This window comes from Novipirellula methanifontis, from assembly GCF_052161655.1.
GTDB lineage: Bacteria > Planctomycetota > Planctomycetia > Pirellulales > Pirellulaceae > Novipirellula.
Genome location: NZ_CP197418.1, coordinates 6771207 through 6798185, shown reverse-complemented (window position 1 = coordinate 6798185; position 26979 = coordinate 6771207). Strand labels below are relative to the sequence as shown.

The following is a 26979-nucleotide window of genomic DNA, read 5'->3' as shown; positions in this document are numbered from 1 at the left end:
ATGCTGGGGAGCCGCAAAAGGGCCGCTCAGCACGAGGTTAATCTGTCGCGATACTAGTCCGAGGCTCAGCCGCCAAGCCACCCCAAAAACGACCAGAACTGGTAGATCCACGGCGATTGCCAAGGAGTTTGCAATGCGGTGGACATCGAAAACACACTGAGTACTAGCATCGCGTGAAAGATACCTCGCTTCTGTGCTGTTTCCGCGTACTCATCAAGAACGGGTGCTAGCATTAAAAGCCACATCGGCGTGAACCATAGCACCCAGCGAAAACAGCAGCTAACGCCTCCGTAATTACGGTCAATCAGCGGTCGGGCCAAGTAGAACAGCAGGCAAGTGACGCTAGCAATTAGTACCGCCATCGTGAACCGGCGATAGTCGTGGGGCCCAAAGGAGAGTCCTCTGAACAGACCGAGCGGAACGAGTAGGAAGATCGGGGTGAGCGAAAAAATTCCGTAATGCCCGATGGTCATGTTTAGAAAATAAACGATTCGGGACGGTTCCCCCAGGTCGACTCCCCGCCGTCGGCCTTCCTGCCAGTAGCTATTGGGGTACTCGTACCAGTCGTCCCAGAAATGCAACGCCCACTGGCCCGATGGGGTTCGCGTCAGTGAAAAGAGTTGGTCGTCATCACTGCGGACACTCCATCGTCCTGTCTCGTCGGACGGTTTAACGGTGATTTTTTGCGACGGCTGGATCAGATCCTTTTGCACGATTTCGCTATGAATTTGCTCGGCTGGAATCGCGTCCAGCGAAGCATCGATCTCGGCAATCAAATCGCCATTGCCACGATGCGCGTAGGGAGGCCGCAGACTGCCGTGGGCGGCATGGTTCGTCCCAAAGAATCCGGCAGCCACGACGATGACCCCCGCCGCAAACGGAAGAAACGCTCGAGCGTCGACCCAGGTAAACAGCACGAACCACAGTACCATCATCGATAGGGCGGGTAATTCGTTGGCGGCCGTGAATGCTGCGGCCAATCCAGCCAGCAGATACATCCCAGGCGGCACCACGGTCGAGGTGCCGGTAACCGAGTCGTCTAATTTCTCGCAAGTCAACAAATAGATCCACATCGTTAGCGCCGTGAAGGCGGCGGCCACCAGATGATTGTTCAACGTCATCGAAAAGGGCAACAGCATCGTGCCAAAAACGACTGCCAAGCTGAGCGATTGCCGGGCCCAGGCGTTGCCACACACTCGTTCGATCGAACCGATCGTGCAAAAGTAAAAGATCGCCAGCAGCGGAAGATTCACCAACGCCAACACAATTCGCGTCGCATAGATCGGATGCTCGGTCATCGAGAGTCCGAGCAAGCTATTGACGAGAAAGTAGACGCCTGCAACCAAGGTGGGGAACAATGGCGGTTTGCTGCTGTAGTAATGCAATTTGCCGTCGTCGCCACGATGACGCACTTTGTCGATCGTGTTCCACGGGGTACGGTTTTTGGCGCCTTTGATTGTGATCTGGCGATCGATCTCGTAAGTGCGGTCCTCGACCAACGCAGCGACCGTGCACCAGCGACTGCGATCATTGGCACTCAAAAACGCGGTATCACCTTCTCGGCTGGTCACAGTCGCGATCCGCCCTGCTGATATTCCTAGCCCGATCAAGATTAGCAGCAGGTAGGCGGTGCGACGTTTTTTACGTTCTTGCGTGTCTTTGTGCATCGAGGTCGATCGTGTAATGAATGATGGGAATGCGGGGTAGCGTTGTCGTCTTTGCAAAATCAAAGTCGGCAATGGCAACGTGACATTTAAACTTGCTTGTTTTGATCACCGATCCGTTTAGCAACACTAAACGGCGTCTGCGTATCGCGAGAAAGCGACACGATCAATTCCGCCAATAGGCCGGCAAGCAAAAACTGGGCTCCGAGCAGAACCGCAACGATGCAGTAATAGAAGATTGCTGTTTCATGTAGATGAATGACGTTGATCGACGCACTCACGCGGCTGATCACCCACCACGCGGACAAGCCGAAGATGCCTAATCCACCAAAGGTAAAGAAGAACATTCCCGCGGTGCCAATTAAATGCAGGGGGCGACGCGAGTAGCCGGTTAGAAAGTAGATTGTCATCAGGTCGAGGAAGCCCTTGATCAGCCGCGACACGCCATATTTCGAGCGACCGAACTTGCGAGCATGGTGTTCGACTTCGATCTCGCCGACTCGCCACCCTTTTGCTGCGGACAACACAGGCACAAAGCGGTGTAGCTCGCCGTACAGTTTGACTTCGTCAAAGATCTCGCGGCGGTACGCTTTGAATCCGCAATTGTGATCGTGCAAATGGACCCCCGTCATTCGGCTGACCAACCAATTGAACACTCGGCTGGGCAGTACTTTGTGCCAGGGATCATGCCGCACCCGTTTCCAACCGCTGACAACATCCTTTTCCATGTCGAGTTGTTCGAGGAAGCGTGGGATCTCTTTGGGATCGTCTTGTAGGTCAGCGTCCATCGTAATTACGATTTCGTTCTTCGCCACTTCGAAACCAGCGGACAAGGCAGCGGCCTTGCCAAAATTGCGGCGAAGTTTAATCGCACAAACCGAAGGATCGGTTGCTGCGATCTCTTCGATCACCTGCCACGAATCGTCGCTCGAACCATCGTCGACAAACACGATCTGACGTTGAATTTGTTCCGTCTGGCAAACCTCTGCGATGGCGGCATGCAGTGCTCTTAACGATTCACTCTCGTCTAGAACCGGAATGACAAAGGAGACGCTGTGGACAGGCAACGGAGTTCTCGATAGCGGGATGGCAAAGGAAGCGTTCCCAGCCAAACATCGGAGGCGATTTGCTGCGGTGCAGGGAACAAAACGACACTGTACCGGTTAGTGGGGGGGCTATCCATGGGACTTCGGGTGGCCAGAAACCGGAAAGTTCGCAGTTTTCTCGTCGATTTCGGCCGACTTTGCAGAATTCGTCGGTCTCTTTTTCGTTCATTTTGACTGCGTTTCGATCAAGGTGTTCTCGCATTCGGTCGCCTTCTGCTTGTTGGAAAATCGCTAGTTTCGCCAGAATCGCAAATCGCGTTTGCGGGGGGACGCGGCGGGCAACGACCGGCACAGCAAATGCATTATTGAAATTTTGCGATTGAGGTCGCCAGCCGTTTCGAGCTTCTCGCCGCGGTTGTATTCGCTCTCACATTAAAAACGGGAAGTTAAGCGATGGCCAATAAGAACAAACGAGTTGAGAACGCGCGGACCGAAGAGGAACGCGAAGAGTTGCGAAACGAAGACCCGATCACAGGCGAAGCGGGATCACATCCGGTGGGGACAGGTGTTGGAGCGGCACTCGGCGGTGCTGCGACAGGGGCTGTCGCTGGCGCCGTTGCCGGCCCCGTGGGTACGGTCGCGGGAGCCGTGATCGGAGGGATCGCGGGTGGTTTGGCAGGCAAGGCGGTCGCAGAAAATATCGATCCCACCGTCGAAGTCGCCTACTGGCGAGACGAGCATCAAAACCGCGAGTATTACAACGACGCGTACAGCTACGACGATTACGCTCCGGCGTATCAAGCGGGCTGGGAATCATTTGACCCGGACGTCAACGAGGATTGGCCAGACCGCGAGCGAATTGCGCGTCAGCGTTGGGAAGAAGAAGGCGGCGCCCCTCTGATGCCTTGGGACGATGCACGTCCTGCAGCCGAGGATGCCTATACCCGCGTGCAGAACCGAGCGGTCAATAAACCCCGCTAATACGCGAGGAAGCAAGTCGCTGGCGTCGTGGATCTTACACGGCGTGTCGACTCAATCGGAATTTAGATTGCAATTGTGAGCCGTGGGCCGTAAGGCACCGGGTAATGCAAACGACCCGGCTGCTTACGCGTCGCGGCTCACAAATGCATCGGTCCATGCTTTGACGTCCCCGGCACAGCTTGAGATGCTGACTGCTTTATTTGCTCCCGCTGGCGAGATCTGTCAATAAGCCCCGTTAATACGCGTGGAAGCAAGTCACTGGCGTCGTGGATCTTACACGGCGTGTCGACTCAATCGGAATTCAGATTGCAATTGTGAGCCGTGGGCCGTAAGGCACCGGGTAATGCAAACGACCCGGCCGCTTAGGCGTCGCGGCTCACAAATGCATCGGTCAGTGCTTTGACGTCCCCGGCACAGCTTGAGATGCTGAATGCTTTATTTGCTCCCGCTGGCGAGATCTAAAAACACGACACACGATGGGTTACCGACGGGTGCGTAGTGGTCGGTAAAGGTCAAACCGCCGCTCTGGCGATCGACGCGGAACACCGCGATGTGGTCGGCGCGTTGGTTGCAACAATACAGAAAATTGCCGGTGGGATCGAACTGAAAACTTCGCGGGTAATTGCCTCGCGTCCATTCTTCGCCAACATAACTCAGTTCGCCATTGTCGCCGACCGAGAAGATCCCGATGCTGTCGTGCAACCGATTGCCTGCGTAAACAAACTTGCCGTCAGCAGAAACCAGGATTTCAGAGCAAAAATTGCTGCCGGCAAACTCCGGCGGCAGTGTTGAAATGGTTTGCCGCGCGGTCAGTCGGCCCGTTTGCTGGTCGTAGTCGAACAACACAATCGTCGATCCCTCTTCTTGGATCGAATAGAACCAACGACCGTTGGGGTGAAAATGGAAGTGTCGGGGACCGTCACCCGGGGGCAGCGAGATCGCAGCAGGATCATTGGGTGCAAGCACACCTTTTTTTGCATCAAACTTCCAGACGAAAATCTTGTCTAATCCCAAGTCTGCATGCAGCACAAAACGCCCCGAGGCATCGGTTTGGATCATGTGAGCATGAGTGCGGTCATGGCCGCTGATCGCAAAGCTGCCCTTGGGAGCATGCGTTGCCGTGGTCGGCCCAATCTCGCCTTCGTCCACTTGTACGTCGCTGGCGTCACCCAATGTGCCATCGCCCAATATCGGCAGCACTGCGATGGAACCGCCAAAATAGTTCGCGACCAACACGTGCCGACCCGTCGGATCGATACTGACGTATGTCGGTCCGGCGCCACCCGAGCGGACGGTATTAAGCAGCGTTAATTGACCGCTCTGGTGATCGATCGCAAAGGCACTGACAGAGCCTTGTTTGTCCTCGCCAACTCGATCAGTTTCGTTGGCCGAGTATAGACGGGTTCCATCGGCACTGACCACCAAACTGCTGGGACTTGTTCCCATCCGGTAAGTCCCGGCGGGTGTCATCGCCCCGGTTTTACGATTGATTTTGAATATATGAATGCCTCGGCCATTACCCGGTGGCAGATCGACTTGCGTTGGCAACATGTCGCGGAGCGGAGAGCTGAACGTGCCGACGTACGCGAACAGCGGTTTTTCAGCATCCGCGGTCTGGGCCTGCAGCGAGCGTGTGAACAGTGGCGTGGCTACGAAAATGAAGGCCAGAACTCGTAGAAATAAACGAGAAGCGTAGTTTTGTGTCGTCATGGCAAATTTGGGGTGAGTGATCAAGGCGGGTAGTTCCTCGTCGGCATACGAGGGGGAGGCGAGATATTGGTAGGTGGACCACACTATAGCCGATCTATCGTCAGCCGATCGTTCGGCGATCATAACGTTTTATTTCGCACTGGCGGCAGTCCTGTGATCCGATCAACGGATAGAATCAAACCGTCATTAATCAGCTTGTCAAATGAATTTGATCGACGCACTGCACGCGTCCTGACCTCACTGCCCCAGCTCAGCAAAGGACTCTCATGTCTTTGATTTTTCGTCCCCTGTTTTTCCTTGCGATGTTTGTCGCAGGGCCGTTGGGTTTGGCGACGGGGCCGATGGTTCCTCAAGCGAAGTGCTGCGCGGACGAACTTGACTGGGTTCAGGTTTCTGGCGACGGCAAAGGATTTTCGTTGGTTGACTCCGGCGAGTCATTCATCCCCTGGGGATTCAACTACGATCACGACGGTGATGGGCGTTTGATCGAAGATTACTGGGACGACGAATGGGACAAGGTGGAGTCGGCGTTTGGCGAGATGAAAGAACTTGGCGCGAACGTGGTTCGCATCCATTTGCAGATTGGCAAGTTTATGGAAAGTCCGGCCAAGCCAAACGAAGGTTCTCTCAAGCAACTCGCTCGCCTTGTCACCTTGGCGGAACAAACGGGACTTTATCTCGATCTGACAGGACTTGGTTGTTATCACAAACAGGATGTGCCTCAGTGGTACGACGAGCTAGGTGAACAAGATCGTTGGGCGGCGCAAGCGGTGTTCTGGGAGGCGGTCGCCAAACGATGTGCCCACAGTCCCGCCGTGTTCTGTTACGACTTGATGAATGAACCGGTTGTGCCCGGCGGAAACACAGCACGCACCGATTGGCTAGGGCCGGGGTTTGGCGACAAACATTTTGTGCAATTTATCGCACTGGATCGCCAAGGCCGTGATCGCACCGAGGTAGCGCAGGCCTGGATTGGAAAACTTGTCTCGGCGATCCGTCAACATGATGATCGTCATCTGATCACTGTCGGGCTCGTGCCGTGGAGCTTGGATCGTCCTGGAATGACTTCGGGCTTTGTGCCAGAAAAGATTGCTGTCGATCTCGACTTCATCGCGATGCATCTGTATCCCGAAAAAGGAAAAGTGGAAGCGGCGATCGAGACGCTCAAAGGATTTGCCGCAGCGGGCAAGCCAGTCGTCATCGAAGAAATATTTCCACTGAAATGTGGGGCCGAAGAATTAGGTCAATTCATCAACCAGTCACGATCGTATGCGAATGGTTGGATTGGATTCTACTGGGGAAAAACGCCAGCGGAGATTCGTCCTGCGGCAACGATTCCCGCAGGGTTGACCTTAGCCTGGCTCGAGTTATTCCAGAGCAAGCGTGAATCGATTCTGGGACCACCGCAACTGGAATTCTTGTCCAACGGAGTGACGGCGCACCGCGGAAATTCGGGCGAGTTCCCCGAAAATACGCTGGCCGCCTTTCGCAGCGGTATCGATGTCGGCGCCGACTGGATCGAATTGGATATCCTGCGTACTCGTGATGGGCAATTGGTGGTCATTTATGATCCAGCGACCCAGCGTGTCGGCGATGCGGATCGGGTAGTCGCCGAATCGAACTACGCGGAACTCGCATCGATCGATGTCGCAACTGATTTCAGAAAACGCAGTGGCAAGATGCTGATCGAATGCCCGCCCGCGAAAATGCCGCTGCTAAAAGATGTGTTGGCGATGGTGAAGACTCAGGGGCGGACACGTGTCTCGATCCAGCCCAAAATGGACTGTGTGGCGGATGCGATATCGCTGATCCAGTCTATGAACGCCGAGCGATGGGTGGGATTCAATGATGGGAATCTCGAGTTTATGACTGAGGTGAAGCGGCTAGCACCTGAGATCACTGTGTTTTGGGATCGTGGGAAGGACACCGATATCGACAGTGATATCAAGATTGCGAAACAGAATGGATTCGAGTCATTGGTGTTGCATCCAGACGGCATCACGCTGGAGAAAATCGAAAAGATCCGAGCGGCGGGAATCGAAGTGGGAGCCTGGACCGTGAACGATCCCGAGTCGATGCAGCGTCTATTGAAGATGGGCGTGCAGCGAATCTACACCGACCACCCACGTTTGTTGTTAAAGCTCAAAGCAGAGCAGTGATCCGGAAGGCTGCCGAGACGACTACGCCCCGCTTGGTGTGAGCCGCGGTTCTCGCAATGAACGGATGCATTCGATTGACATTCAGAGTCCAATTTTCCTCGCAATGACTTTACAGATTTCCTTGATCCTTGTTTTGACTTGATCTTCCCCAAGCGTATCGGTGAGTTCGGCAACCCTTGATTTTAAAAGTGCCAGAACTTTTGGCGGAAATTTGCGAATGTTTTTGATGTTGGGGTCTTCGACAACGTCTTTCATGCGGTGGGAAAGAATAACCGGCGTGACGGATGGCCCAATGGGTAAGCCATCTCGCGAACGCGTGTGCATTACGTTTGCGCCTGCTCGAATTGTTGATTTAACGGCTTTGGTATCGAGGGCAAGAATCGCCTTGATCAGGGTTTGGTCAAGCTCGTCGAGATTTGAATTCATCGTTTGGGCGTGCTTTCAATGTCCGCGTTCAGTCGAGCTTCTATGGATGTCAGTGACGATTTTAGCCGATCAAGATTACCCGACGCAAACGTTCGCCGCGTTTTCCGCTTAATCTTTGGTTCCGTTGAAAGCTGGCTTCCCAGCGATATGGGAAAATCCGCAGAATGTGAAAAATGGAAGGTTGGAAAATCGGAATCTGGTTTATGAACAGCGTCCGAATCGCTTCCTGATTTTTTAACATTAGATTTGTTAAGCTATCGGTTGCACCTCGGGGCCGTTTGCGGATGGGCGACACTGAAGCAGTACGACCAGAGATGTTTCAAAAAGAAGGTAGAACGGGTTATGCACCCGGTGTTTTTTAATGCGACGATTTGCGATGCCCCATTTTATTTGCGTTGCGTGTGGAACAGAGTTTGCCGAGTCGGATACGTCTCCGGATCGTTGTTTGATTTGTGAGGACGAACGTCAATATGTGGGTTGGAGGGGCCAGCAGTGGACGACGCTGGCGGAGCTGCAACAATCGCATCAGAGTCTCATTCGCAAGGAAGAGGCGGGATTGATTTCGATTGGGATGCAGCCTTCGTTTGCCATCAACCAACGAGCGTTTTTGGTGATCCATCCCGAGGGAAATGTCCTGTGGGACTGTATTCCGTTAATTGAGGATGCGATGGTCGAGATGATCCAGGGAATCGGTGGAATCTCGGCGATCGCGATCAGCCATCCGCATTATTACAGCACCATGGTGCATTGGAGTCGTGCGTTTGATTGTCCGATCTATTTGCACGCAGCGGATCGGCAGTGGGTGATGCGGCTTGATCCGGCGATCCAGTTCTGGGACGGAGAGACAAAAGAACTTGCCAGCGGATTAACGCTGATTCGTTGTGGAGGCCATTTCGATGGCGGCTCGGTGCTGCACCTCAGTGCTGCTGCGGATGGCAAAGGAGTAATGTTGTCGGGCGATATTTTGCAATTCGTTCAGGATCGTCGCTGGGTGAGTTTTATGTATTCCTATCCCAATCTAATTCCTTTGCCGATTTCCAAAGTCCAGAAAATTGTCGAGGCGATCGAGCCATTTGAATTCGATCGTATCTATGGCGCATTTGCGGGCAAGAAGGTAGCGACAGATGCCAAGGCGGCAGTCCAGCGATCTGCGTCGCGATACATTCAATCGTTACAAGGATGATCGAGCGTTTCGGTTTTGAAATAAAATCTATCGCTTATGATTGGAAGTTGTCGGAATCTGCCGACTTTTGATCCATTTTCTCGACATGTTTTTTGATGCGTCGTTCGACCCAACCGACGAAGATCAAAACGAGCACCGCCATAACGACGACTCCTACGGCGAAGGTGAATTGTCCCACCGCCACGGCGATTCCAATTCCGGCAGTCAATAGAATCGAGGCCGCGGTGGTTAAGCCTTCGACCCGATTGTCTTGGTGATGAATGATGGTCCCCGCCCCCAGGAAACTGATGCCAACCACGATGGCTTGAATCATGCGAATCGGGTCGGCGCTAATATTACTCTCGTTGCCTTGATCGAAACGCTCCAGGACAACATCGCCCAGCAGGACCAACATCGCGGAGGCGGCGCAGACAAACATGTGAGTTCGCAAGCCGGCAGGTTTGTCTGCGAATTCACGCTCGATGCCGACGACGGCACCAAGAGCCCCGGCGATCAAAACCACGATGATTTGGTGAAGCTGGTCTTCCATTGGACTGAATTTCGATCGGATTAGCGGTGATCAAACGAGCGGAAAGTGCTTCGTTTTCCTTTGGGGAACACTATCGACGAGCGTTCTACACGTTCGGTTTATTCGCTAACACTACAAATTTCATGCCGTACCGGATCGAGTCGTCGCTCTACATAAATCCAAGCGATTAACGCCATCAAACATTCCACGACAATGAAGATCATGCGGGCCATAATTGCCGCCAGCAGTGCGTGCGTCGGTCCGGTCACCAAACCAAGAATGGTTGTGAGTACCAATTCGCGAATTCCCGCACCGCCAGGCAAGAGCGACGCAAACCCGATCACCATGGCTAGTGAAATCGAAGCGGTGGCGATCGCCAACAATTGCAAGGTCGATTCAGCCAACGCAGCCGTAGGAATCGCGGTCACGATCATCGCGAACGAGCTGCCGATCAAAATCCAGCCAAGCGTCGACCAAGCCCAGCCTTTGGCACACGCGATCCAAGCATGATGTCCAAGATCGGAGGTCTGCCCCATCAGCCGGGTGGTCACAATCTGAAGCACTGGGGGCAGCGTAGGGATGCTGGCCAGCACCGCTCCGGTTGCGGCGGCGACCATCATCCAAACCGGGACGGGCAGCGTCACGATCACGATGCCAGCGACCGCGGCGCCCACAGCCATCATCATGAACGTTTCCAAAAACACACTAATCGTGGCTGGCACGACGGGAACCGAACATCGTTTGAGGACTCCGACCCGCAAGACCACCACCATTGCCTTGCCAGGCACATACTTACCGATGTGCCCGAGCGTTTGAGCAGCGACAACGAGAGCCGCCGGAGGTCGATGGCCAAGTACCGCCAACCAGCCGCGAAGCACCATTCCCGAAACCAGCGTCCCGGCCGCGTACAGTAACGCGGCCAAACCGATGCGTGACCAGTGGATATTGCTAAGCGTGGGAATGCTGCGTCGTAGCGCCGTACGTTGCTCTTTCAATGAGCTGGCTTTGTTCGAATCATCCGTCGCAGCGATCTGCGAGTCGATTTCACGAATCTGGCGAACCACACGTTCACGTTCGGTTTGCCATTGGCGTGCGGCGGACCGGACGGCGAAAAACAGACCCACGACGACCGCGATGGCGATGATAATTTTGGCAATTCGCAGCCATCGTTTGCGTTTGCTGCGATGCGGAGCCGCAGGTTGAGACGAGACAGCGTCAATTTCGGGGGATTCGTTTGACTCAGCCACTGCGATTCTTTCGAGAACGTTTGATCCGTCTATCCATAACTTCGGTGATCCTTCACAATCGGGCACGATCCGATTGGGATACAATCCCTAACCAAGCTTCCACAATTTCCTACCACTAAGTCGAGCAGGCTCGATGACAAAACGTCGACCCAAGAATAATCCCAAACAACCTCAGCCAGCCGCACCGGTTGCGAACCCCGACGAGGCGGTTACGACAACGGGGGCCGGTGATGACGGATCGTCGCCGCCACACACGTTGGCGTCCACTAAAGCGATGCTGGAACGGCTGCCGTCGCTGTCGCGGATCTTGTCGGTGCTGATGCTGTTGCTCGGTATATTCGCGGTCGGAGCGTTGTTCTACAAGGTGATGGCCGGGTTCTTTGTGCCGTTGTTCCTAGCCGCACTGCTGGTCGTGATCTTTCGACCGGTGCACGATTGGATCTACGTCCAGACAAAAGGGAAGCGGCGTTTGGCGGCCGCCTCGACCACTCTGATGATCTTGATGATGGTGTTGATGCCGATGATTGTCGTGTTGTCGGTCGCGACCAGCCAGTTTACGGCAATGGTCAGCCACATGAATTTCAACGATCTGACGGCGGCATTGGATCGTGCCCGCGATCAGTTTGGCATTTCGTTGCCGCACGCCGAAAAATTTCGACGTTTGGATGAACTGACCGATTCATTGGATGATTCGGTGCTGTCCGGTGAAGGATTGCGTGGAATCAACCAGGACACGTCCGTCGCAGTGTTTTTGCAGTCGTTGTCGGGCGTAATGCAGGCTCCGGAGAATCGTCAGAAAATTCTGGATAATATTTCTGAAGCAAAATCGCTAATCCTGCATCTGCAGGAAAACGTGGCAGGGCCGCCCACTGCGGACACCGCGGCTGAAACTGCGATTGATCGTCTCAATGAACTCAAAAAATCGTTGCCTCAAGCTGTCGACGCTGCGGATCTGATCGTTCCTGATGATAGTGAGTCGGCTGCGAATGCCGAAGTCTCGTTGGACGACGCAGAGGGGGCGAGTGAACTCGATTCCGATGAAACCGAGTCGCTGGATCAACTAAACGCAGAAGAACAGTTTCACCGCCAGAGTGTGATCGCTTCGGCTGCAATCCGATCCTGGATGCAAATTTTGCTTGGCGGCACACTTCGCAGCCAGGTGCGATTGATCGCCAATCCGAGTGCCGAAGATTTTAAGAGTCTATTGAGTCGCGGACGTGAATCGCTGCAACCACGGTTTGTCAGTTTGACCAGTGCAACGGGAAATTACCTTGGCAAGATCTTGGTGGGTTTGCTGGTCCTGATCATCGCGGTTTACTTCTTTTTGATCGACGGTGCGGCGATGATTCGCACGTTGATGCGGTTGAGCCCGCTGGATGACAACTACGAGCGGCGGTTATTGTTGGAATTTGATCGGACCAGTCGCGCCGTCGTTTTGGCAAGCGTGCTCAGCGCGGTCGTGCAAGGCATTTTGGGTGGATTGGGATTTTACGTACTCGGATTCGAATCGGTAGTGTTGTTGTTTTTGGCAACCACGTTGATGTCGTTGGTGCCGTTTCTAGGGGCCGCATCGGTTTGGGTACCGTGTGTCGTTTGGCTCGGCATGGTCGAACAACGCTGGACCGCTGCGATCGCGTTGGCGCTGTATGGCGTGCTGGTGATTTCATCGATTGACAACGTAATCAAAGTCTATGTGCTGCACGGCCGTTCGCAATTGCACCCGCTGTTCGCTTTGTTGAGCGTTTTGGGCGGCGTGAAAGTGTTTGGTCCGATTGGTATTTTGGTGGGGCCGATGGTTGTGGTCTTTTTGCAAACTCTGCTTGAAATTCTCAATCACGAGCTCGACGATACAGCCTCGGCCGAAGCCATTGCGGAAGCGAAAACGAATGTGGGATAGGCTTCCAGCCTGTCATCCGCCGCGTAATGGTAATCAAGATGCAAGTCCAACGTACAAGCCGTAACTTCGAAAGTCATGCGTGACTTTCGCGAAAGCAGTACCCAGAACAGGAAAAACGATCGTGACATTCTCACAAGATGATTTTCAGTTCGTAGCCGAACACGCTCGCGGTGCGATGCTGTTACAAACGATTGCCGATACGCTGGAGTGGGACGAGCGGACCGGGATGCCGATCGAGGGCGGTGATTATCGAGCGACCCAGGTCAGCACGCTACGTGGGATGGTGCATCGCCGCCGGACCGATGCAAAATACGGTGAAACGCTGCAGTCGCTATCCGAAAACCTAGGCAACGAGGATCCTGCCGGCGATGTGGCAGCGACCGTCCGTGGGCTGTTGCGGAATTGGAAACGCGATCACCGGCTGCCCGAGGAACTGGTCGAGCGAACATCGCGAGCGACGGTAAAGGGACAACAACGCTGGGACGCCGCACGCCGGGCCGACGATTTTGGGATGTTTCGCGATACGCTCGCCGAAATCATTGACCTGAAACGCGAAGCCGGTGAGCGGATTGCCGAGGGAACCGATCGATCATCTTATGAAGCCTTGCTTGACGAATACGAACCTGATGCTCGGGTTGAAACGCTAAATAAAGTGTTTCAAGATCTGCGTAAGCCGCTCGTGGAACTGATTGACTCGATTCGCGAAGCACCGCGTCAACCGAACCGAAGTTTGCTGGAACGCGATTTCGCGATTGCGGGGCAACGCGATCTGAGTCGCTTTGTTGCCGAAAGTGTTGGATTTGATTTTCAAGCCGGACGACTTGATGAAACATCGCACCCGTTTTGTACGACGCTGGGGCCGCGGGATTGCCGAATTCTGACTCGTTACGATTTGAATTGGTTGCCTGCGGGTTTGCTCGGCACATTGCACGAAGCGGGACACGGGATGTACGAGCAAGGGATGCGGTCCGATTGGTTCGGATTGCCACCTGGATCGTATTGCTCGCTAGGAATTCACGAGTCGCAATCGCGATTGTGGGAAAACCAAGTTGGACGTAGTCGACCGTTTTGGAAGTGGTTGTTCGATCGAACCAAAAAAACATTCTCACCGACGCTGGACGACGTCTCACTCGACGATTTTCACTTTGCGATCAACCAAATTCAACCGTCGTTGATCCGAGTCGAAGCGGACGAGGCCACCTACAACTTGCACATCATCATTCGTTTTGATCTCGAGCAACAACTGATCGGAGGGACGCTGGCGGTCGATGAATTGCCCGCTGCGTGGGATGCAAGATATGAAAACGACCTGGGGGTCTGTGCACCCTCACCTGCAAATGGAGTGCTTCAGGATGTCCACTGGAGCGCTGGCTTGATTGGGTATTTTCCTACGTACACGTTGGGCAATTTGGCAAGCGCCCAGTTGTTTAACGCGGCCGAGGCGGAACTAGGTGGTTTTAGTGAGATGTTTGCTCGTGGCGAGTTCGAGCCCTTGTTGACTTGGCTTCGCGAGCGAATTCACGAGCGAGGTCAATGCGAGTCCGGCGACTCGTTGGTATTGCGGGCGACCGGTAAACCGCTCTCCGCGGACGCGTTGATCGGCTACCTGACAGGAAAGCTGCGGAAGCTATACGGTCTTGAAGGCTGATTAATGATTCACAAGACGCTGTTTGCCGCTGCTTTTCGCATAATTGCGGGTTACAATCAGGCGGTCTCTTTTCTGAATTGGGGTTATTGAATGTTGACGTGCAATTGTCCGCGCTGTGGTGAAACGATTGGCTTGCCAACGGCGGCGGTGCCTGCGGATGCGACCGCCCAGTGTCCGTGGTGTGGCGAACTGTATCCTGCCAGCGAAATCATCGATAAATTGCCACCGATGGTGGAATTGATCTCGGCCGACGGACAACCGTTGTTCCTCGATGCTGGCGACGGGGCGGCGAATATGTCACTGCACGCGGCGGCGCCGATCGCTGCTAGCTCTGCTGCCTCGTCACTTGCACCCCAAGCACAAACCGATTCGATCAATGAGACCTGGGACGACAACACGGAATTGACGATCGAAGCGGATGAGTCCGGTTTCGGTTTTGACAGCTCGGAAGATGACGAAGCGGAGCAAAACGATTTAGGCTTCGATGACGGCAGTCAAGATGATCCCGAGACGATGGATTTCCTTTCGCGCGATGATGCGGCCGACGCTGCACTCGGGGCATCGGATAGTGGGGGCGCTCCGCTGATGCCGATGAAGGTCAAGTCGGTGCCGGTTTCCAACTACAAGCGGAAAAAGTCATCGCCGATTAAAACATTGATCGGTGTTGCGATGGGCCCGCTCGTGGCTCTTCCGTTGGCCGGTGGAATCCTGCTCTGGCTCGGCAAAGCTCCGGATTTGGGGTTCTGGCCGTTCGATGGATCGTTCAACAAAGGATCGTCGTCACGAGTTAGCGCTGAACCGATGGCACAAAGTAGTCCAATCAACGGGGACGACGGTTTTGCAGCGAGTGGCCCGATATTGACCGGATCGGAAATGATGGTGCCTGCGGTCCAGCCGTCGGATGAACTCGACAATGCTAACGAAGAACTTGCAAATTTGGGCAGCGATTCCAATGCAACGGATTCAACCGATTTGACGTCGGGCGGTTTTGATATGCCGTCACTTGGAACGTCGCTGAAACCAAGTAGCGATGATTCGGGTAGCGAGTTGAGCACCGACGAAGTCACCTACCCTGCGGAGCCGACGGTCCCTTCGCAAGCGGAGCTTGACGCGAGCAGCAACTCGCTTAGGCAAGACATCGCGGCGGATAAGGTGCCCATGGAAATGCCGGAAGCCGCGCTTGACGATGTCTCCGGAAAAATGGAATCGATACTGTCTGACGATAGCAGCGCCGACGTTTCCCCGGCTGAGGATGTTTCGGTAAAAGAAGAGCCTGTACCGGACTCAGTCACTGAGACCGTTGAGGATACGCCCACAACCGATGTTGAGGCGGAGGCGGAACCGTCCAAGGTTGAGGCTTCGGTCGCCAAGGCGAATAAGTTGTTGGCAAGCTTAATGAAGTTCGAAGGGGCCGAGGCCGATCGTCGTCGTTTGTTAGCCAATGCCTACGCTTCGGTGTCGGCTGTGGCGACCGAGCCAAATGCGGGGGACAGTCCAGAGGTTCAGCGATTGTTGAACGCACTTTCGCGATCGCCGCTTATCAAAGACCTCGGCGATGCAGCGAATCTTTGGTTGGACTACCCGAAGCGGACGACCGAGGGTGTCTTGATTATTGGCAAACCGGAATCGAGCGAAGCGGGGCCCGTGCTGCAGATTTCAAGTTCGTCATCCGAATCCAGAGACGTGCCCGTTTCCGGAACGACGCTGCCGGACGCCGAAAAGGTTATTGCTTTGGGGCGGATTGTCGAAGCCAGCGATGGACCCACGGTGGAGTTGATCGCAGTTGAAAGTGTGAATCCCTAAGACGCAATCTCGCATTTCCAACTCTCGCACCGCGAAAATTGCGAGTGAGTTGTGATGGGTTTGGAGGGGTGTCCGACGAAAGTCTTGACGACTTCCGCTACCTGTTCTCTCACAGCGACCAACTCATAATCTTAATCATACTCATAATCTTAATCCCGTCCGCGCACGTCCTCCGTCGGGTAAAAAGTGACCGCAGAGGATTATGATCAAGAGTAAGATTATGATTAAGAATGAAAAGGGTCGCAGCGACCTGCGAGCGTGATTTCCTGCTCGGATCGCTCTTACTTGCTGCCAGACAGCGTACCGGTGACGATGCAGGACGCCGATTTGTCCCCAGGCAGATTGGTCACGATGCGAATCTTCTGAGCAATATCGCCGGGGGTGCCGTCCCCTTTGAAACGCACTTTTACGAATTGCACTTTCTTGCTGCCGACGGGAATTTCGAATTCGAAACGTTGATCGCTGCAGACGACATCTGTGATTTCAAATGCTTCGTCCCCTTTGACGATCAATCGTTTTTCGATCACCGCATCGGCGGGCTTTGATCCCAAATTCACAGCGGCAGGTGAAACACTGATCGCCGAGCGAACACGGCCCGAAATGTCCATCTCGGTGGTCGGGAAATCGCGATCGTTGCTGATCAGCGTCAATCGCTCGTGAATTTCGCCTTCGTCCATCGAGTCTTTCATGCTGACTCGCATTCGATAGCGAACGATTCCCGGAGCCAATTCGGGGGCACTCAAGCGAACTTGCAAACTATCGCAGTGACTTCGTACATCGCTGATCCGCCAAGTCGAATTGCCGCTGTGGGTAATCACGACTTCGCGCTCCTGAGCCGAACCCGAGGCGAACTCACCAAAGGCGACTTCGGGTGGATCAAATGTGATGTCGGTGCGGATAAAGCCGCTGACTTTGAGTTGGGTTTCGGCGTAAAAAGGTTTGTCAAACACGACGGTGATCGTCGCTGACTTCTGGCCAATAAAGGAACTTGTGTTGAACGTGGCGACAACCGCACCCGTCTCGTGAGTCTTCAGCGTGTCTTTGGTAAGCGAGGGACTTGTACATCCACAACTCGACCGGACTGCAGCGATGTGAACGTCTTCTTCGTATTTGTTAGTCAGCTCGAAATGAAATTCGCATTTGGTTCCGCGGCCGACGGTACGAAAGTCGTGACTCGTTTCGGAAAACATTTTCTCGGCCCAATTTTCAGCTCGGACGTCCGAAATTGAGCAGAGGCAGAGCATTACGAAACTGGTTAGCAAAACAGAATAACGCACCATGACATCCAGGCCATTCAAGAGTGGAAAATGGAAACACGGGAAAGACGACAAAACGCCTCGGCATCAAGACGGTGAAATATCCGTGGCCATAAAGGCCATGCCGACCAAAGTCACCAGCATCGCAACAGGTGCGATCGGGACAACACTAAACACTTTATCGGAAACAACCTGCCCCTAAACCTTAGAAAGAATGGCTAGTTCGACGAAGAAGGGTCATCTTTCTCCACCGAAATCTCAGTCGCTAGCAAATCAAAGTCGAAAAATACCTCTGCGAGGCGTTCCATTGGCAAACCGACCACGTTGGTTTCGCTGCCACCATTGAGGACTTCTAACCAATCATTCCCGTCCTGGAAACCGAATGCTCCCGCCTTGCCTTCCCACATCATCGAATCGAGATAGTGTGCTAGCATTTCCTCGCTCAGGGTTTTCATTTGCAGTTCGGTGCGGACGACTTCGACCACGCAGCGATTTTGGCTGACCGACCAGACGCAGAAACCAGAGTAGACATCATGGCGACGACCGCTGAGTTGTCGAAGCATTGCTTCGGCATGTTCGATATCGTGCGGTTTTCCCAGAATTTGACCATAACACGAGGCGACCGTATCGGCGGCCAGGACCAATCCGCTATCGTTCTTCGCAGCGACGTCGGCAGCTTTCCGATACGCGTAACGGGCCACCAATTCGGGAGCGGTTTCGCGGCTGCACATCCCGCACTCGGCTTCATCGCTCGCGGGCTGGACGACAAACGAATATCCGGCGGCCTTCAACAATTGCGACCTGCGGGGCGACCCGCTCGCCAGGATCAGCGATTCGTCGGTCGGCAAATCGGCTCGCGGCAGTGCTCGCATCAGTGGCAGATTGTCTGAGAATTTCATCCGTTTTGATTGCTTTTAGAGTTTTCTGGAATTCCAGGGAACAAGGGCACTCGTAACGTTTTACGTGTTCGTTGCGGGCTTGGGAAGCAAGCGACCGCTTTTCTCTTGACGCTTCGAACCCTCTCTTTGTAGTGTTCGGCCTGACCCCGTCTTGCAACCTCATGCTGGCAATCTCGGATCCTTTTTCTGAGTCGTACAAGAATCATCTAGCTTGAACACCATCAATCGCAGACAGTTTTGCTCACTGGTGGTCGCTGGTTCGCTAGCGTCCACGGTCGCTGGCTGCGCGTCTTGGATTGATCGATCTACGTCGGATTCAGTGTTAGGCAAGACCGGTACCGCCTTGACTCCGGCCGGACAAAATTCCCAATCCATTGTTTTGTCGGTTGGTTTTCATTCGATCCAAACCGGGACCACCGACCGAGACACGTCGATGTGGCAATGGGTGGATGAAATGGTCATCGAACCAGCTCGCCGTGCCGACCTTTCCGCGAATGGAATTCGGGTGGGCAAGGTCATCCGGCCTGACCAATTTCGCCAACGGCTTGGCGAGATGTCGGGGCCTCAAGACGTAATGAAGGTGTTTCTCGACCAAGCGGACGTCGCCAGCGAGGTATCGGGGGGCTCACGAAAAATTCCGATGCGATTGGCAAAACGCTACGAATTGCCACTTCGGCAACCTCGCAGCGGGCCCCACGTCACTTTGCTTCGTACCAAGGGACAAACCATCGGACGAACGCTTCAGGATCCACAATACCTGCTAGCCATCACCCCGACTCAATCCAAAACGGCCTCGCAAATTCGTTTGCAATGTCGGCCTGAGATCCAACATGGATCGATGCGTCAAAAATGGATTAGCAGCGAATCGGCGATGCGAATCGACAGTCGGCGTGACGCATGGTCGCTCGATTGGTTGGATATCGATCTCGAAGGGGGCAAGGACGATCTGTTTGTGATCGCGGCTAGTCGTCCTTCGTTTGGCTTAGGAAAAGAGATGTTGTCGGGCGTTTCTGCAGACAACATCGAAGAGCAAGTCGTGGTCTTGCTAGAGATTCAGCGGCTTCCCGAGACCAAGCTGTAGACCAATACCGCTAAATTAACTGATTGAGTGAGCCGTGACGCGTGAGCGGCCGGGTTCCACGCCATTACCCGGTGCCTTTCGGCTCACAGCTGCGATTTGCATTTGGATTAAATTAACAGCCCGCTAGCCACGGTTCCGGCGCTGAACCGGGACTAGAGCCTAACGGAACGCTGCGAAGCATTTTCTGGTAGCTTCCTTCGCCAGAGGTGGTGATTCGCAATGGACGCTAACAATCCACGCTCTGGCGGGCGTAGGCGTCGAAACTTATTGACGGTATTTCGGCTCAGGCAACTCAGCGGGGCGACGAATCACTTCGGCCTCGAGGATGCGATCGGGCGGATAGACGATTTGCCCTTTCTTCTTTTCTTTGCTGGGGTCAACCCGCCGAAGTTCGCTGAACATGTCCATCCCTTGGATCACGCGTCCGAATACCGTTTGTGCCTTGCTGACGGATGGGACCGGAGTAAAGAAGATGGCGAATTGGCTGCTAGCGCTATCGTCGACGAAGTCGCCACTTTCACCTTTGGGAAGTTTGGCCATCGCCAACGAGCCGCGGAACGCATTCCTGGCTCCTTCACGCTGATGCTCGTCGATCAGGAATTTTCCGGTGTTGCCCGACCCGGTGCCAGATTCGTCACCCGTCAGCGCCAGTAAATCGTCCATCACTTGATAGAAATCAAGTCCGTCGTAATAGCCCTCTTCAACCAATTTGATAAAGTTGGCCACCGTCGAAGGTGCCTGGTCTAAGAACAATTCAATGACGATCTCACCGTGAGTCGTTTTCAGTCTAACTCGCGGCAGTTCTTTCTCAGCATCTTGCTCGCGACGTTTTTTTTCGTCCGCCCACTGCTGCTTCAGTTCATCCATTTGGTAGATGAAACGTTTGTCCAAGTCACCGTAGTCCTCAGGCTTCAAGTACTTGTAAATTTTTTCAGCGGTTTCAAATTCTCCTACGCAGACCGAAGAACGGGCAGCGGTCTGAAACAAAAAGACTTGGTTGAACCCCAAATCAATCAGCAACGCGCTGGCCTGCATCGTCGACAACGAGTAATTCGAGCTTTTGAATCGATGTTCGAGCATCGTCAACAAATACTGAGCGGCCTCCTGGTCGGGTGCCAATAACAAATATCCGTAGGCGGCATCAAAGACTTCGTCGAACAAGTTGCGACTCTGTGCACGCAATTCGCGGTAGTGTTCCAAGTCGGCTGGCGATTGTTCCTCGCCATTCATATACAAGGTATGAACCGTGCGCATTTCAATCATCACGTCAACCAATTGCTGTTTGGCCGCGACATATTTTTGTTTGGCCTCTTTTCCTTCTTCGCTCAACTCAAACGCTTCGCCATCGGGCCCTTTGCCCAGCAGATTGGAGGGTTGAAGGGGGTTGGATTCTGATTCTGCAGACGCTGCGTCAGCGGGGATCGCATCACTTGGGATCGATTGGCCTGATGCGGCAGCAGGCGACGTTTCCTGGGCCATTACCACATTGGTGACCGGCAGCGAAAATCCCGCCACCAATCCAATGGTCGAGAGGGTGAAAAACAAAACGCGATCAATCATCAATAACTCAAATGGCTCAGAAACAAACGGAATATCCTCTGCACGTCTAGCTACGCAGCGAAGGGCGAATTGGATCGCGAAAAGTGTTTGGAAATCAGCTGTTTTCAGCTGTCTGCCTGCCAATGCCTCAGTGGAATCCGCGGTTTAGCGGCAATCGTTCGAATGGGAAGGGATCGGGATATTAGGCGAGAAACAGAAAACGCGGGCAAACGTAGGCGTTACTGAGCGTCGGCCGCAGCGGTGAATTGATAGGTGAACGCACCCAATAATTCGCCTGCATTCCCTGTATGGCAGGTCAAACAGTCGTTCGTGGCCAATATCGGGCCCACCATCCGCAATGTGTGGCCCCGTCGCTCGGTTTGCAACTTTGCACCCTCACGCAATTTTTCAATCGCGTTGATTTCAAAATCACCGAGTGGTCGGGTTCTTAGATCGCCTGATGCGATTTCGTCCATCGAAGGCAGTTCTTTTTCGACATAGGCGACGGGTTTGTCAAAACGATCAAGACTGACAAGTTCGATGAAATCAAGCATCCAAGTTTCAGCGGACTGGGTGGCGATTTGCTGCGAGGAAATCTGTCGAAGCTCTCGATCGGCCATTGCAATTTTTGTTCGGCGGAGGTCAACATCCATCGACAGCGTGACAGGCAAATCAGCGGTGAGAGCCGATCCCTCGAACTGGTCGTCACCTCGCTTTTCAGTGGAGGCACGCGTCCCCAGGGCACCCCACAATCCATAGGGCCTGTTTTCGGGCGAGGCCGCCTCATCGCTTGGAGACGATTGAGCGATGCTGTCGGTTATAAAGCGAACAGCTCCATCATCCGTCAGCACGTGTGTACCTCCGCGATGACGACCGTTGCCCGGAGCCCGGCGGAAGGCATCGTCGTTTTGCAGATGCAAGTCGTAGGGGGATAACTCCTGTTCGGGCTCTGATGTTTCGGGCTCTGATGTCGATTCCGCGATCGGGATCTCGATTTCGTTCCGAGCAGGCGGTAAGGGAGCTCGATCAAAACGTCGCGTGCTTTTGGCAAGCTGCAGTTCCTCCGGCATCGGTGGATACGTAAGTCGGAAAATCGCAATTGCCAATAGTGACATGACTAGAAGCGTTATGAACGATCGCATCACAATACCTATTGTTTGACCACGACGAAGCCTCCATTCTACATCGCGGGTTGCGGGACGTTGCTGGGGGCAGCGAGGGTTTCAAGGAACGTCAGAATGGCTCGGCGATCAGGGAGCGGTAATTTCAGGAAACGATCTCGAGTCGCGGAGGCTTCTCCTTCGTGCACCGCAATGGCTTCCAGTAGCGTTTCAGCGCGTCCGTCATGCATGTAGGGTGCCGAGTCACGCACACCCCACAACGGCGGCGTTCTCCATTCCTGGTTGAAATTTGTCGGCTCGAAAATCTGCCGGACGTATTTGGTTTCTTTAACGAGAACCTTTCTCTTTTCGCTCTGATCCGTCGATGACTCTTCACCGCCGGATTCCAATTCAATGTAACGCTCTTGGGATGACACTTCCACAATTCTTATCGGTTCTGTTGGGCGGTAAGGTGCCAGAAACAAAAACTCACTATTGGTTTGTGATGAGTTAACGATCAAGCTGGATGCCCCGTAATAGTTAGCCGGCAGGGGGTCTTTGGACGGTTTCGCGTTTGCTAATTCATAACGAGACAGCGGAACTACACGAGCAATTGCGGGCTCCGCATGACTCAAGTCCATTAATTCGTATCCCATGTCATGCAAAAGCAAGTCGCTATAGATTCCTTTTGCAGGGCCGATGTCTTGAAGATGGCAGTTGACGCACCCAATGGATGCGAACATCTTTTCGCCTCGGTCGATTTGTTGTGCATGCCGCAGACTCTTGGGAGCTTCCCGAGTTGGTGCTGCTAACGCTGCAATAAAATCACGCATCGCGATGATCTGGGAATCGGAAACATCGATCCCAGGGTTGCTGTAGCCTGGGTTCATCGGGTCGCTTGGTTGCAATTGACGTCGCGTGTTCAGACCAACTTCGTTAGCGCACGCCATGTCAATGAATTCGGCCAATGAGCCAACATTGGCTCGCCAACCAAACTTGCCAAATCGACCATCGCTGAGCGCCGAGGGGCGACCACTTATTTCGGGGTGTCGCTCTTGCAGCTTGGCCTGAATAGCCAAGTCGCGATTACTGACTTGATCGATCAAGCCGGCTCCAAATAATGCCGTCGTATTTCGCTGAAACAGCCTAGCGTTGAACGTTACTTGTGTGCCTCGAGATTCTCGTTTGCCGCCGGAATTTCGATTAAGGGCGATTGGGGTCGACGAAGCATATCGAACCTCCGCCGCATTCATCGGTCCGCCCGTATGACTGAATTCGACAGGTAAGTGCGATAGCAGTTCTTTCCGTTTCAACATGTAAGCGTCGGACCCGCCATGGTGCAGTAGAGGCAGGATGTTGGTAATCATGCCATTGCTTTGAATGAACCCTGGATGCGCGGCATGTACTGCGAGTGCTAGTTCGCCGGCGCCGAGAAAGTCGGTTTCGGCATGGATTCGCTCAATTCCAATCGTCAATGCGTTGACCGAAGCGTCGCCCGCGCCACCCACGCCCCCTTGGAAATGGCACCGCACACAGGAGGTGCTATTAAAGAGTGGCCCAAGTCCATCGTTGCCCGTGATCGGATTTCGTGGCGACCAATCTTGCTCGAACAGAACACGGCCCTGCGTGACCGATTCGGGCTGGACCGCCTGGCAATGGACCACGCCCACAGCGGCCATCGCCAGGATGCCGAATAGCATCGTGATCCCGTTTCGATTCAAGCGTTTCATCATTCGAGGTCCTGCTAATAGTGACGAGACAATAAGCCTTCTAAACGATCGCATTGCAATGCTTTTTGGTTCTCTACTGCGGATATGTCATTCTACATCGCGGGCTGCGGAACGTTGCTGGGGGCGGCGAGGGTTTCAAGGAACGCCAGGATGGCTCGGCGATCGGTGAGCGGTAGTTTCAGGAAACGATCTCGTGTCGCGGAGGCTTCTCCTTCGTGCACCGCAATGGCTTCCAGTAGCGTTTCAGCACGTCCGTCATGCATGTAGGGGGCCGAGTCACGCACGCCCCACAGCGGCGGCGTTCTCCATTCCTGGTTGAAATTCGTCGGCTCCAATATCTGTCGGACGTATTTGACTTCTTTCACGAGGACCTTCCTTGTTTCGCTCTGCCCCGACGAAGTTTCCTCACCGTCGGATTCCAATTCAATAATGCGTTCTCGAGATGACACATCCACAATTTTTATCGGTTCTGAAGGGCGGTAAGGGGCCTGGAACAAGAACTCATTGTTGGTTTGTGACGAGTTGTCGATTAGGTTAGCGGCCCCATAGTAGGTGACCGCCACGGACGCTGGAGACGGTCTCACGATTGCTGATTCATAACGCGATAATGGAATGACACGAGCAATTGCGGGCTCCGCATGATTCAGGTCTGATGATTCGTATCCCATGTCGTGCAGAAGCAAGTCGCTATAGATTCCTTTCGCAGGTCCTAGATCTTGAAGATGGCAGTTGACGCACCCGACCGAAGCGAACAGCTGCTCGCCTTGCCGAATTTGTTGGGCATGCCGTGTACTTTTTGGCGGCATCCGCGTCGGTGCCGGAAGGGCTGCGATGAAGTCACGCATCGCGACGATCTGGTGATCGGAAACGTCGATCCCAGGATTGCTGTAGCCTGGGGTCATCGGGTCGCTTGGTTGCGATTGACGTCGAGTGTTGAGTCCGACTTCGTTGGCACATGCCATATCAATAAACTCGGCCAACGACGCGACGTTGGCCCGCCAACCAAACTTGCCATATCGTCCATCACTGAGCGTCGCGGGGCGCCCGCTGATTTCGGGGTGTCGCTCTTGCAGTTTGGCCTGAATGGCTAAGTCACGATTGCTGACCTGGTCGATCAGCCCGGCTCCAAATAACGCCGTCGTATTACGTTGAAATATTCTAGCATTGAGCGTTACGTTCGTATCGCGATTTTGACGTGTGAGCGTAATCGGAGTGGTTGAGACGTAACGAACCTCCCCAGCATTCATCGGTCCACCGGATTGACTGAATTCGGCAGGGAATTGCGATAGCACTACTTTGCGCTGCCGCACGTATGCATCCGAACCACCTTGGTGCACTAGAGGCAGGATGTTGTTGATCGTGTTATCGGTTTGAATGAACCCTGGATGCAAGGATGCTACTATTTCCAAAAGTTCGATGCCGTTCAGCACCTTGTTTTTCGCATGGATTCGCTCAATTCCAATCGTCAATGCGTTGACCGAAGCGTCGCCGGCACCACCGACGCCCCCTTGGAAATGGCACCGCACGCAAGAGGTGCTGTTGAAAAGCGGCCCAAGTCCATCATTACCCGTAATCGGATTTCGCGGCGACCAGTCTTGCTCGAACAAAATACGGCCTTCAGCGACCGAGTTGGGCTGGACCGCTTGGCAATGGACTACGCCCACCGTGGCCATCGCGAGGATGCTCGACAGCATCGTGATCCCGTCTCGATACAAACGTTTCATCATTCTGGATCCGGTTGGAGGTTGGCGGGGGACCTTGGTTTTGATCGTTGCAGGACCGAGGCGAATCGCCCTGGTGAATCGGTGAGATGTGCCACAAAGGGAGTTGGTTTCTCTGCGTCGACAAAGATATAGCGAGCGATGCTGGGACGTTGGATGTCAATCGCAGGCCATTGTTGGGCTCGGCTTAGCAGTGCGAGCTGTTGTAGGTCGACTTCACGATTAGGATACTGCTCGACGAGCGCTGCAACACGGTCCCATGCTTTTGCAACGCGGTTTTGCTTGCCCGCACCTTTGCCTTGGCCCTCTTCTTGGCTCTGCGTCATCGCACTGGCGATGGGTGATTGTAACGACAGCACATAAGAACCTTGCTTTTTGTCAGCTGCGTGGTCTTTTTGTGACGCCGCCCAATTAATCAGTTCGCTGGCGTCTGCATTGGCATCGACCGGTGGATGACCCCAGATCGGTTCTATTAATTTGCGATACTGTTGCTGGAAATCTGCATTGGCGATCAACGGAATGATGGAATCGCACCATGGTTGCCGTGTGGAAACGTGCTGTTCTAGCAGCCCAAGTCGCGTCTGATCTTCAGGCTCCGACAATCCAAATCGCAGCTGCGCTTCAGCCAAATACGATTGTTCAAATAGCGTGACCACGCGGCGGGTGCGGTCGGCCATCGTCTCTTCGGGATGGTTGTTCTCAGCGTCGGCCACCGTTTGGGTGATCAGTGTCTGCCAGCGACGTCCTACCCGGTCAATACTTCGCTCGGCAATTTCTCGGGTGAATTGGTTCGGAGTTTCTCGATGGATGCCCGCCAATATTTGTGCTTCTTCGGCATCATCGATCAATCTGCCCAATTCATCGGTATCGGGAATGCCGACACAGATCGAAAGTAAACGGTATTCCCGGTTGCAAATCGCGACAATCGCCCGCGCCGGAACGTTTCGCGATTCGCCGGCAGTCAAAACGGAGGGGATACCCGTGGGCAGAAACTGAGTCGCCAAACGCTCTCGCAGGCCAATTCGCTGTTGAGCAAGTTCCGCGAGTGGTTCGTTCATCAACTCGCTGGCCCATCCGCCTGGGGCTGCAGCGAACGGATCGTCGTTGGTGACAAGCATCAACACGAGTGAGTTGTCACCAATCGATTGGTATAGGGACTGGAACGGTTTGTCCCACAGGATTGTCGGCGAGGGGGCATCTGCCGACGCGGTCACAGCGGTGAGGCTGAGTATCGTCATCAGCAGCATATTTCGCATAGATGCACCAGAAGTGTGGGGCGGTCGAAAAGTTCGGCGAGTCCGCTCGATCCGTAAGTGTAGATCCAGTCGAGGACTTGCGTCAAGCAAAACGATTAAGCGGAGTCCAGGGTTTTCGTATTTCT

General features: G+C 54.0%; 20 protein-coding genes. 7 read left to right on the top strand and 13 right to left on the bottom strand.

Features of this window, described 5'->3' with window-relative positions:
- Window positions 1-65: 65 nt before the first annotated feature.
- Both SH528x_RS24630 and SH528x_RS24625 read right to left on the bottom strand, forming a co-directional pair.
- Window positions 66-1667, bottom strand: a complete 1602-nt coding sequence (locus SH528x_RS24630; protein WP_442506102.1) for a hypothetical protein — start codon at window positions 1665-1667, stop codon at window positions 66-68.
- Window positions 1668-1753: 86 nt separating this feature from the next.
- The gene (locus SH528x_RS24625) at window positions 1754-2731 is read right to left on the bottom strand and encodes a glycosyltransferase family 2 protein (RefSeq protein WP_442506101.1); all 978 of its coding nucleotides are present in this window, start codon (window positions 2729-2731) and stop codon (window positions 1754-1756) included.
- Window positions 2732-3163: 432 nt separating this feature from the next.
- Between SH528x_RS24625 and SH528x_RS24620 the strand changes: the two genes are divergently transcribed.
- Complete coding sequence (locus SH528x_RS24620) at window positions 3164-3691, top strand: hypothetical protein (RefSeq protein WP_442506100.1); 528 nt, start codon at window positions 3164-3166, stop codon at window positions 3689-3691.
- Window positions 3692-4126: 435 nt separating this feature from the next.
- Here SH528x_RS24620 and SH528x_RS24615 read toward each other — a convergent pair whose 3' ends face one another.
- The gene (locus SH528x_RS24615; RefSeq protein ID WP_442506099.1) at window positions 4127-5401 is read right to left on the bottom strand and encodes a lactonase family protein; all 1275 of its coding nucleotides are present in this window, start codon (window positions 5399-5401) and stop codon (window positions 4127-4129) included.
- A 266-nt stretch (window positions 5402-5667) separates the two neighbouring features.
- Between SH528x_RS24615 and SH528x_RS24610 the strand changes: the two genes are divergently transcribed.
- Window positions 5668-7560, top strand: coding sequence for a glycerophosphodiester phosphodiesterase family protein (locus SH528x_RS24610; protein ID WP_442506098.1), 1893 nt, complete (start codon window positions 5668-5670; stop codon window positions 7558-7560).
- 81 nt (window positions 7561-7641) lie between these two features.
- Here the strand turns inward: SH528x_RS24610 and SH528x_RS24605 are convergent, their stop codons facing one another.
- Window positions 7642-7986, bottom strand: a complete 345-nt coding sequence (locus SH528x_RS24605) for a hypothetical protein (protein WP_442506097.1) — start codon at window positions 7984-7986, stop codon at window positions 7642-7644.
- A gap of 376 nt (window positions 7987-8362) precedes the next feature.
- On the opposite strand from SH528x_RS24605, the gene SH528x_RS24600 reads away from it, so the two are divergent.
- Window positions 8363-9169, top strand: coding sequence for an MBL fold metallo-hydrolase (locus SH528x_RS24600; protein WP_442506096.1), 807 nt, complete (start codon window positions 8363-8365; stop codon window positions 9167-9169).
- A gap of 34 nt (window positions 9170-9203) precedes the next feature.
- Here SH528x_RS24600 and SH528x_RS24595 read toward each other — a convergent pair whose 3' ends face one another.
- Together SH528x_RS24595 and SH528x_RS24590 are read right to left on the bottom strand one after the other, a co-directional pair.
- A complete protein-coding gene (locus SH528x_RS24595) occupies window positions 9204-9698 on the bottom strand; it encodes an MgtC/SapB family protein (RefSeq protein WP_442506095.1) in 495 nt (164 codons plus the stop codon).
- A 98-nt stretch (window positions 9699-9796) separates the two neighbouring features.
- Window positions 9797-10924, bottom strand: coding sequence for a lysylphosphatidylglycerol synthase transmembrane domain-containing protein (locus SH528x_RS24590; RefSeq protein WP_442506094.1), 1128 nt, complete (start codon window positions 10922-10924; stop codon window positions 9797-9799).
- Between the two features lie 133 nt (window positions 10925-11057).
- On the opposite strand from SH528x_RS24590, the gene SH528x_RS24585 reads away from it, so the two are divergent.
- From SH528x_RS24585 to SH528x_RS24575, 3 genes are all read left to right on the top strand, one after another.
- Window positions 11058-12821 (top strand): AI-2E family transporter, encoded by a 1764-nt coding sequence (locus SH528x_RS24585; RefSeq protein ID WP_442506093.1) that lies wholly within the window; start codon window positions 11058-11060, stop codon window positions 12819-12821.
- Window positions 12822-12942: 121 nt separating this feature from the next.
- Window positions 12943-14469 carry a carboxypeptidase M32 gene (locus tag SH528x_RS24580; protein ID WP_442506092.1) on the top strand — a complete coding sequence of 509 codons (1527 nt, stop codon included), beginning with the start codon at window positions 12943-12945 and terminating at the stop codon, window positions 14467-14469.
- A gap of 90 nt (window positions 14470-14559) precedes the next feature.
- The gene (locus SH528x_RS24575; RefSeq protein WP_442506091.1) at window positions 14560-16272 is read left to right on the top strand and encodes a hypothetical protein; all 1713 of its coding nucleotides are present in this window, start codon (window positions 14560-14562) and stop codon (window positions 16270-16272) included.
- 281 nt (window positions 16273-16553) lie between these two features.
- Here the strand turns inward: SH528x_RS24575 and SH528x_RS24570 are convergent, their stop codons facing one another.
- Together SH528x_RS24570 and SH528x_RS24565 are read right to left on the bottom strand one after the other, a co-directional pair.
- Window positions 16554-17462 carry a DUF1573 domain-containing protein gene (locus SH528x_RS24570; RefSeq protein WP_442506090.1) on the bottom strand — a complete coding sequence of 303 codons (909 nt, stop codon included), beginning with the start codon at window positions 17460-17462 and terminating at the stop codon, window positions 16554-16556.
- A 284-nt stretch (window positions 17463-17746) separates the two neighbouring features.
- Window positions 17747-18400 carry a Maf family protein gene (locus SH528x_RS24565; RefSeq protein ID WP_442512170.1) on the bottom strand — a complete coding sequence of 218 codons (654 nt, stop codon included), beginning with the start codon at window positions 18398-18400 and terminating at the stop codon, window positions 17747-17749.
- A 238-nt stretch (window positions 18401-18638) separates the two neighbouring features.
- On the opposite strand from SH528x_RS24565, the gene SH528x_RS24560 reads away from it, so the two are divergent.
- Complete coding sequence (locus SH528x_RS24560; RefSeq protein ID WP_442506089.1) at window positions 18639-19508, top strand: hypothetical protein; 870 nt, start codon at window positions 18639-18641, stop codon at window positions 19506-19508.
- 264 nt (window positions 19509-19772) lie between these two features.
- On the opposite strand, the gene SH528x_RS24555 is transcribed toward SH528x_RS24560, so the two are convergent.
- The 5 genes from SH528x_RS24555 to SH528x_RS24535 form a co-directional block, all read right to left on the bottom strand.
- Entirely contained in the window at window positions 19773-21068 is a 1296-nt protein-coding gene (locus tag SH528x_RS24555; protein WP_442506088.1) for a peptidylprolyl isomerase, read from the bottom strand.
- A 218-nt stretch (window positions 21069-21286) separates the two neighbouring features.
- Window positions 21287-22189: a hypothetical protein gene (locus tag SH528x_RS24550; RefSeq protein ID WP_442506087.1), complete on the bottom strand. Its 903-nt coding sequence runs from the start codon at window positions 22187-22189 to the stop codon at window positions 21287-21289.
- Window positions 22190-22227: 38 nt separating this feature from the next.
- A complete protein-coding gene (locus SH528x_RS24545) occupies window positions 22228-23880 on the bottom strand; it encodes a di-heme oxidoredictase family protein (RefSeq protein WP_442506086.1) in 1653 nt (550 codons plus the stop codon).
- 89 nt (window positions 23881-23969) lie between these two features.
- Window positions 23970-25604, bottom strand: a complete 1635-nt coding sequence (locus SH528x_RS24540) for a di-heme oxidoredictase family protein (protein WP_442506085.1) — start codon at window positions 25602-25604, stop codon at window positions 23970-23972.
- Window positions 25601-26854: a hypothetical protein gene (locus tag SH528x_RS24535; RefSeq protein ID WP_442506084.1), complete on the bottom strand. Its 1254-nt coding sequence runs from the start codon at window positions 26852-26854 to the stop codon at window positions 25601-25603. Before SH528x_RS24535 ends, SH528x_RS24540 begins: the two co-directional genes overlap by 4 nt.
- Window positions 26855-26979: the final 125 nt, after the last annotated feature.

Bases quoted from the DNA above. Each gene is read 5' to 3' on its own strand.
- SH528x_RS24615 (WP_442506099.1), bottom strand. From the start codon at position 5,401: ATGACGACACAAAACTACGCTTCTCGTTTATTTCTACGAGTTCTGGCC.
- SH528x_RS24550 (WP_442506087.1), bottom strand. From the start codon at position 22,189: ATGCGATCGTTCATAACGCTTCTAGTCATGTCACTATTGGCAATTGCG.
- SH528x_RS24540 (WP_442506085.1), bottom strand. From the start codon at position 25,604: ATGATGAAACGTTTGTATCGAGACGGGATCACGATGCTGTCGAGCATC.
- SH528x_RS24535 (WP_442506084.1), bottom strand. From the start codon at position 26,854: ATGCGAAATATGCTGCTGATGACGATACTCAGCCTCACCGCTGTGACC.
- SH528x_RS24570 (WP_442506090.1), bottom strand. From the start codon at position 17,462: ATGTTTTCCGAAACGAGTCACGACTTTCGTACCGTCGGCCGCGGAACC.
- SH528x_RS24545 (WP_442506086.1), bottom strand. From the start codon at position 23,880: ATGATGAAACGCTTGAATCGAAACGGGATCACGATGCTATTCGGCATC.
- SH528x_RS24610 (WP_442506098.1), top strand. From the start codon at position 5,668: ATGTCTTTGATTTTTCGTCCCCTGTTTTTCCTTGCGATGTTTGTCGCA.
- SH528x_RS24565 (WP_442512170.1), bottom strand. From the start codon at position 18,400: ATGCGAGCACTGCCGCGAGCCGATTTGCCGACCGACGAATCGCTGATC.
- SH528x_RS24600 (WP_442506096.1), top strand. From the start codon at position 8,363: ATGCCCCATTTTATTTGCGTTGCGTGTGGAACAGAGTTTGCCGAGTCG.
- SH528x_RS24595 (WP_442506095.1), bottom strand. From the start codon at position 9,698: ATGGAAGACCAGCTTCACCAAATCATCGTGGTTTTGATCGCCGGGGCT.
- SH528x_RS24620 (WP_442506100.1), top strand. From the start codon at position 3,164: ATGGCCAATAAGAACAAACGAGTTGAGAACGCGCGGACCGAAGAGGAA.
- SH528x_RS24555 (WP_442506088.1), bottom strand. From the start codon at position 21,068: ATGATTGATCGCGTTTTGTTTTTCACCCTCTCGACCATTGGATTGGTG.
- SH528x_RS24575 (WP_442506091.1), top strand. From the start codon at position 14,560: ATGTTGACGTGCAATTGTCCGCGCTGTGGTGAAACGATTGGCTTGCCA.
- SH528x_RS24585 (WP_442506093.1), top strand. From the start codon at position 11,058: ATGACAAAACGTCGACCCAAGAATAATCCCAAACAACCTCAGCCAGCC.
- SH528x_RS24630 (WP_442506102.1), bottom strand. From the start codon at position 1,667: ATGCACAAAGACACGCAAGAACGTAAAAAACGTCGCACCGCCTACCTG.
- SH528x_RS24605 (WP_442506097.1), bottom strand. From the start codon at position 7,986: ATGAATTCAAATCTCGACGAGCTTGACCAAACCCTGATCAAGGCGATT.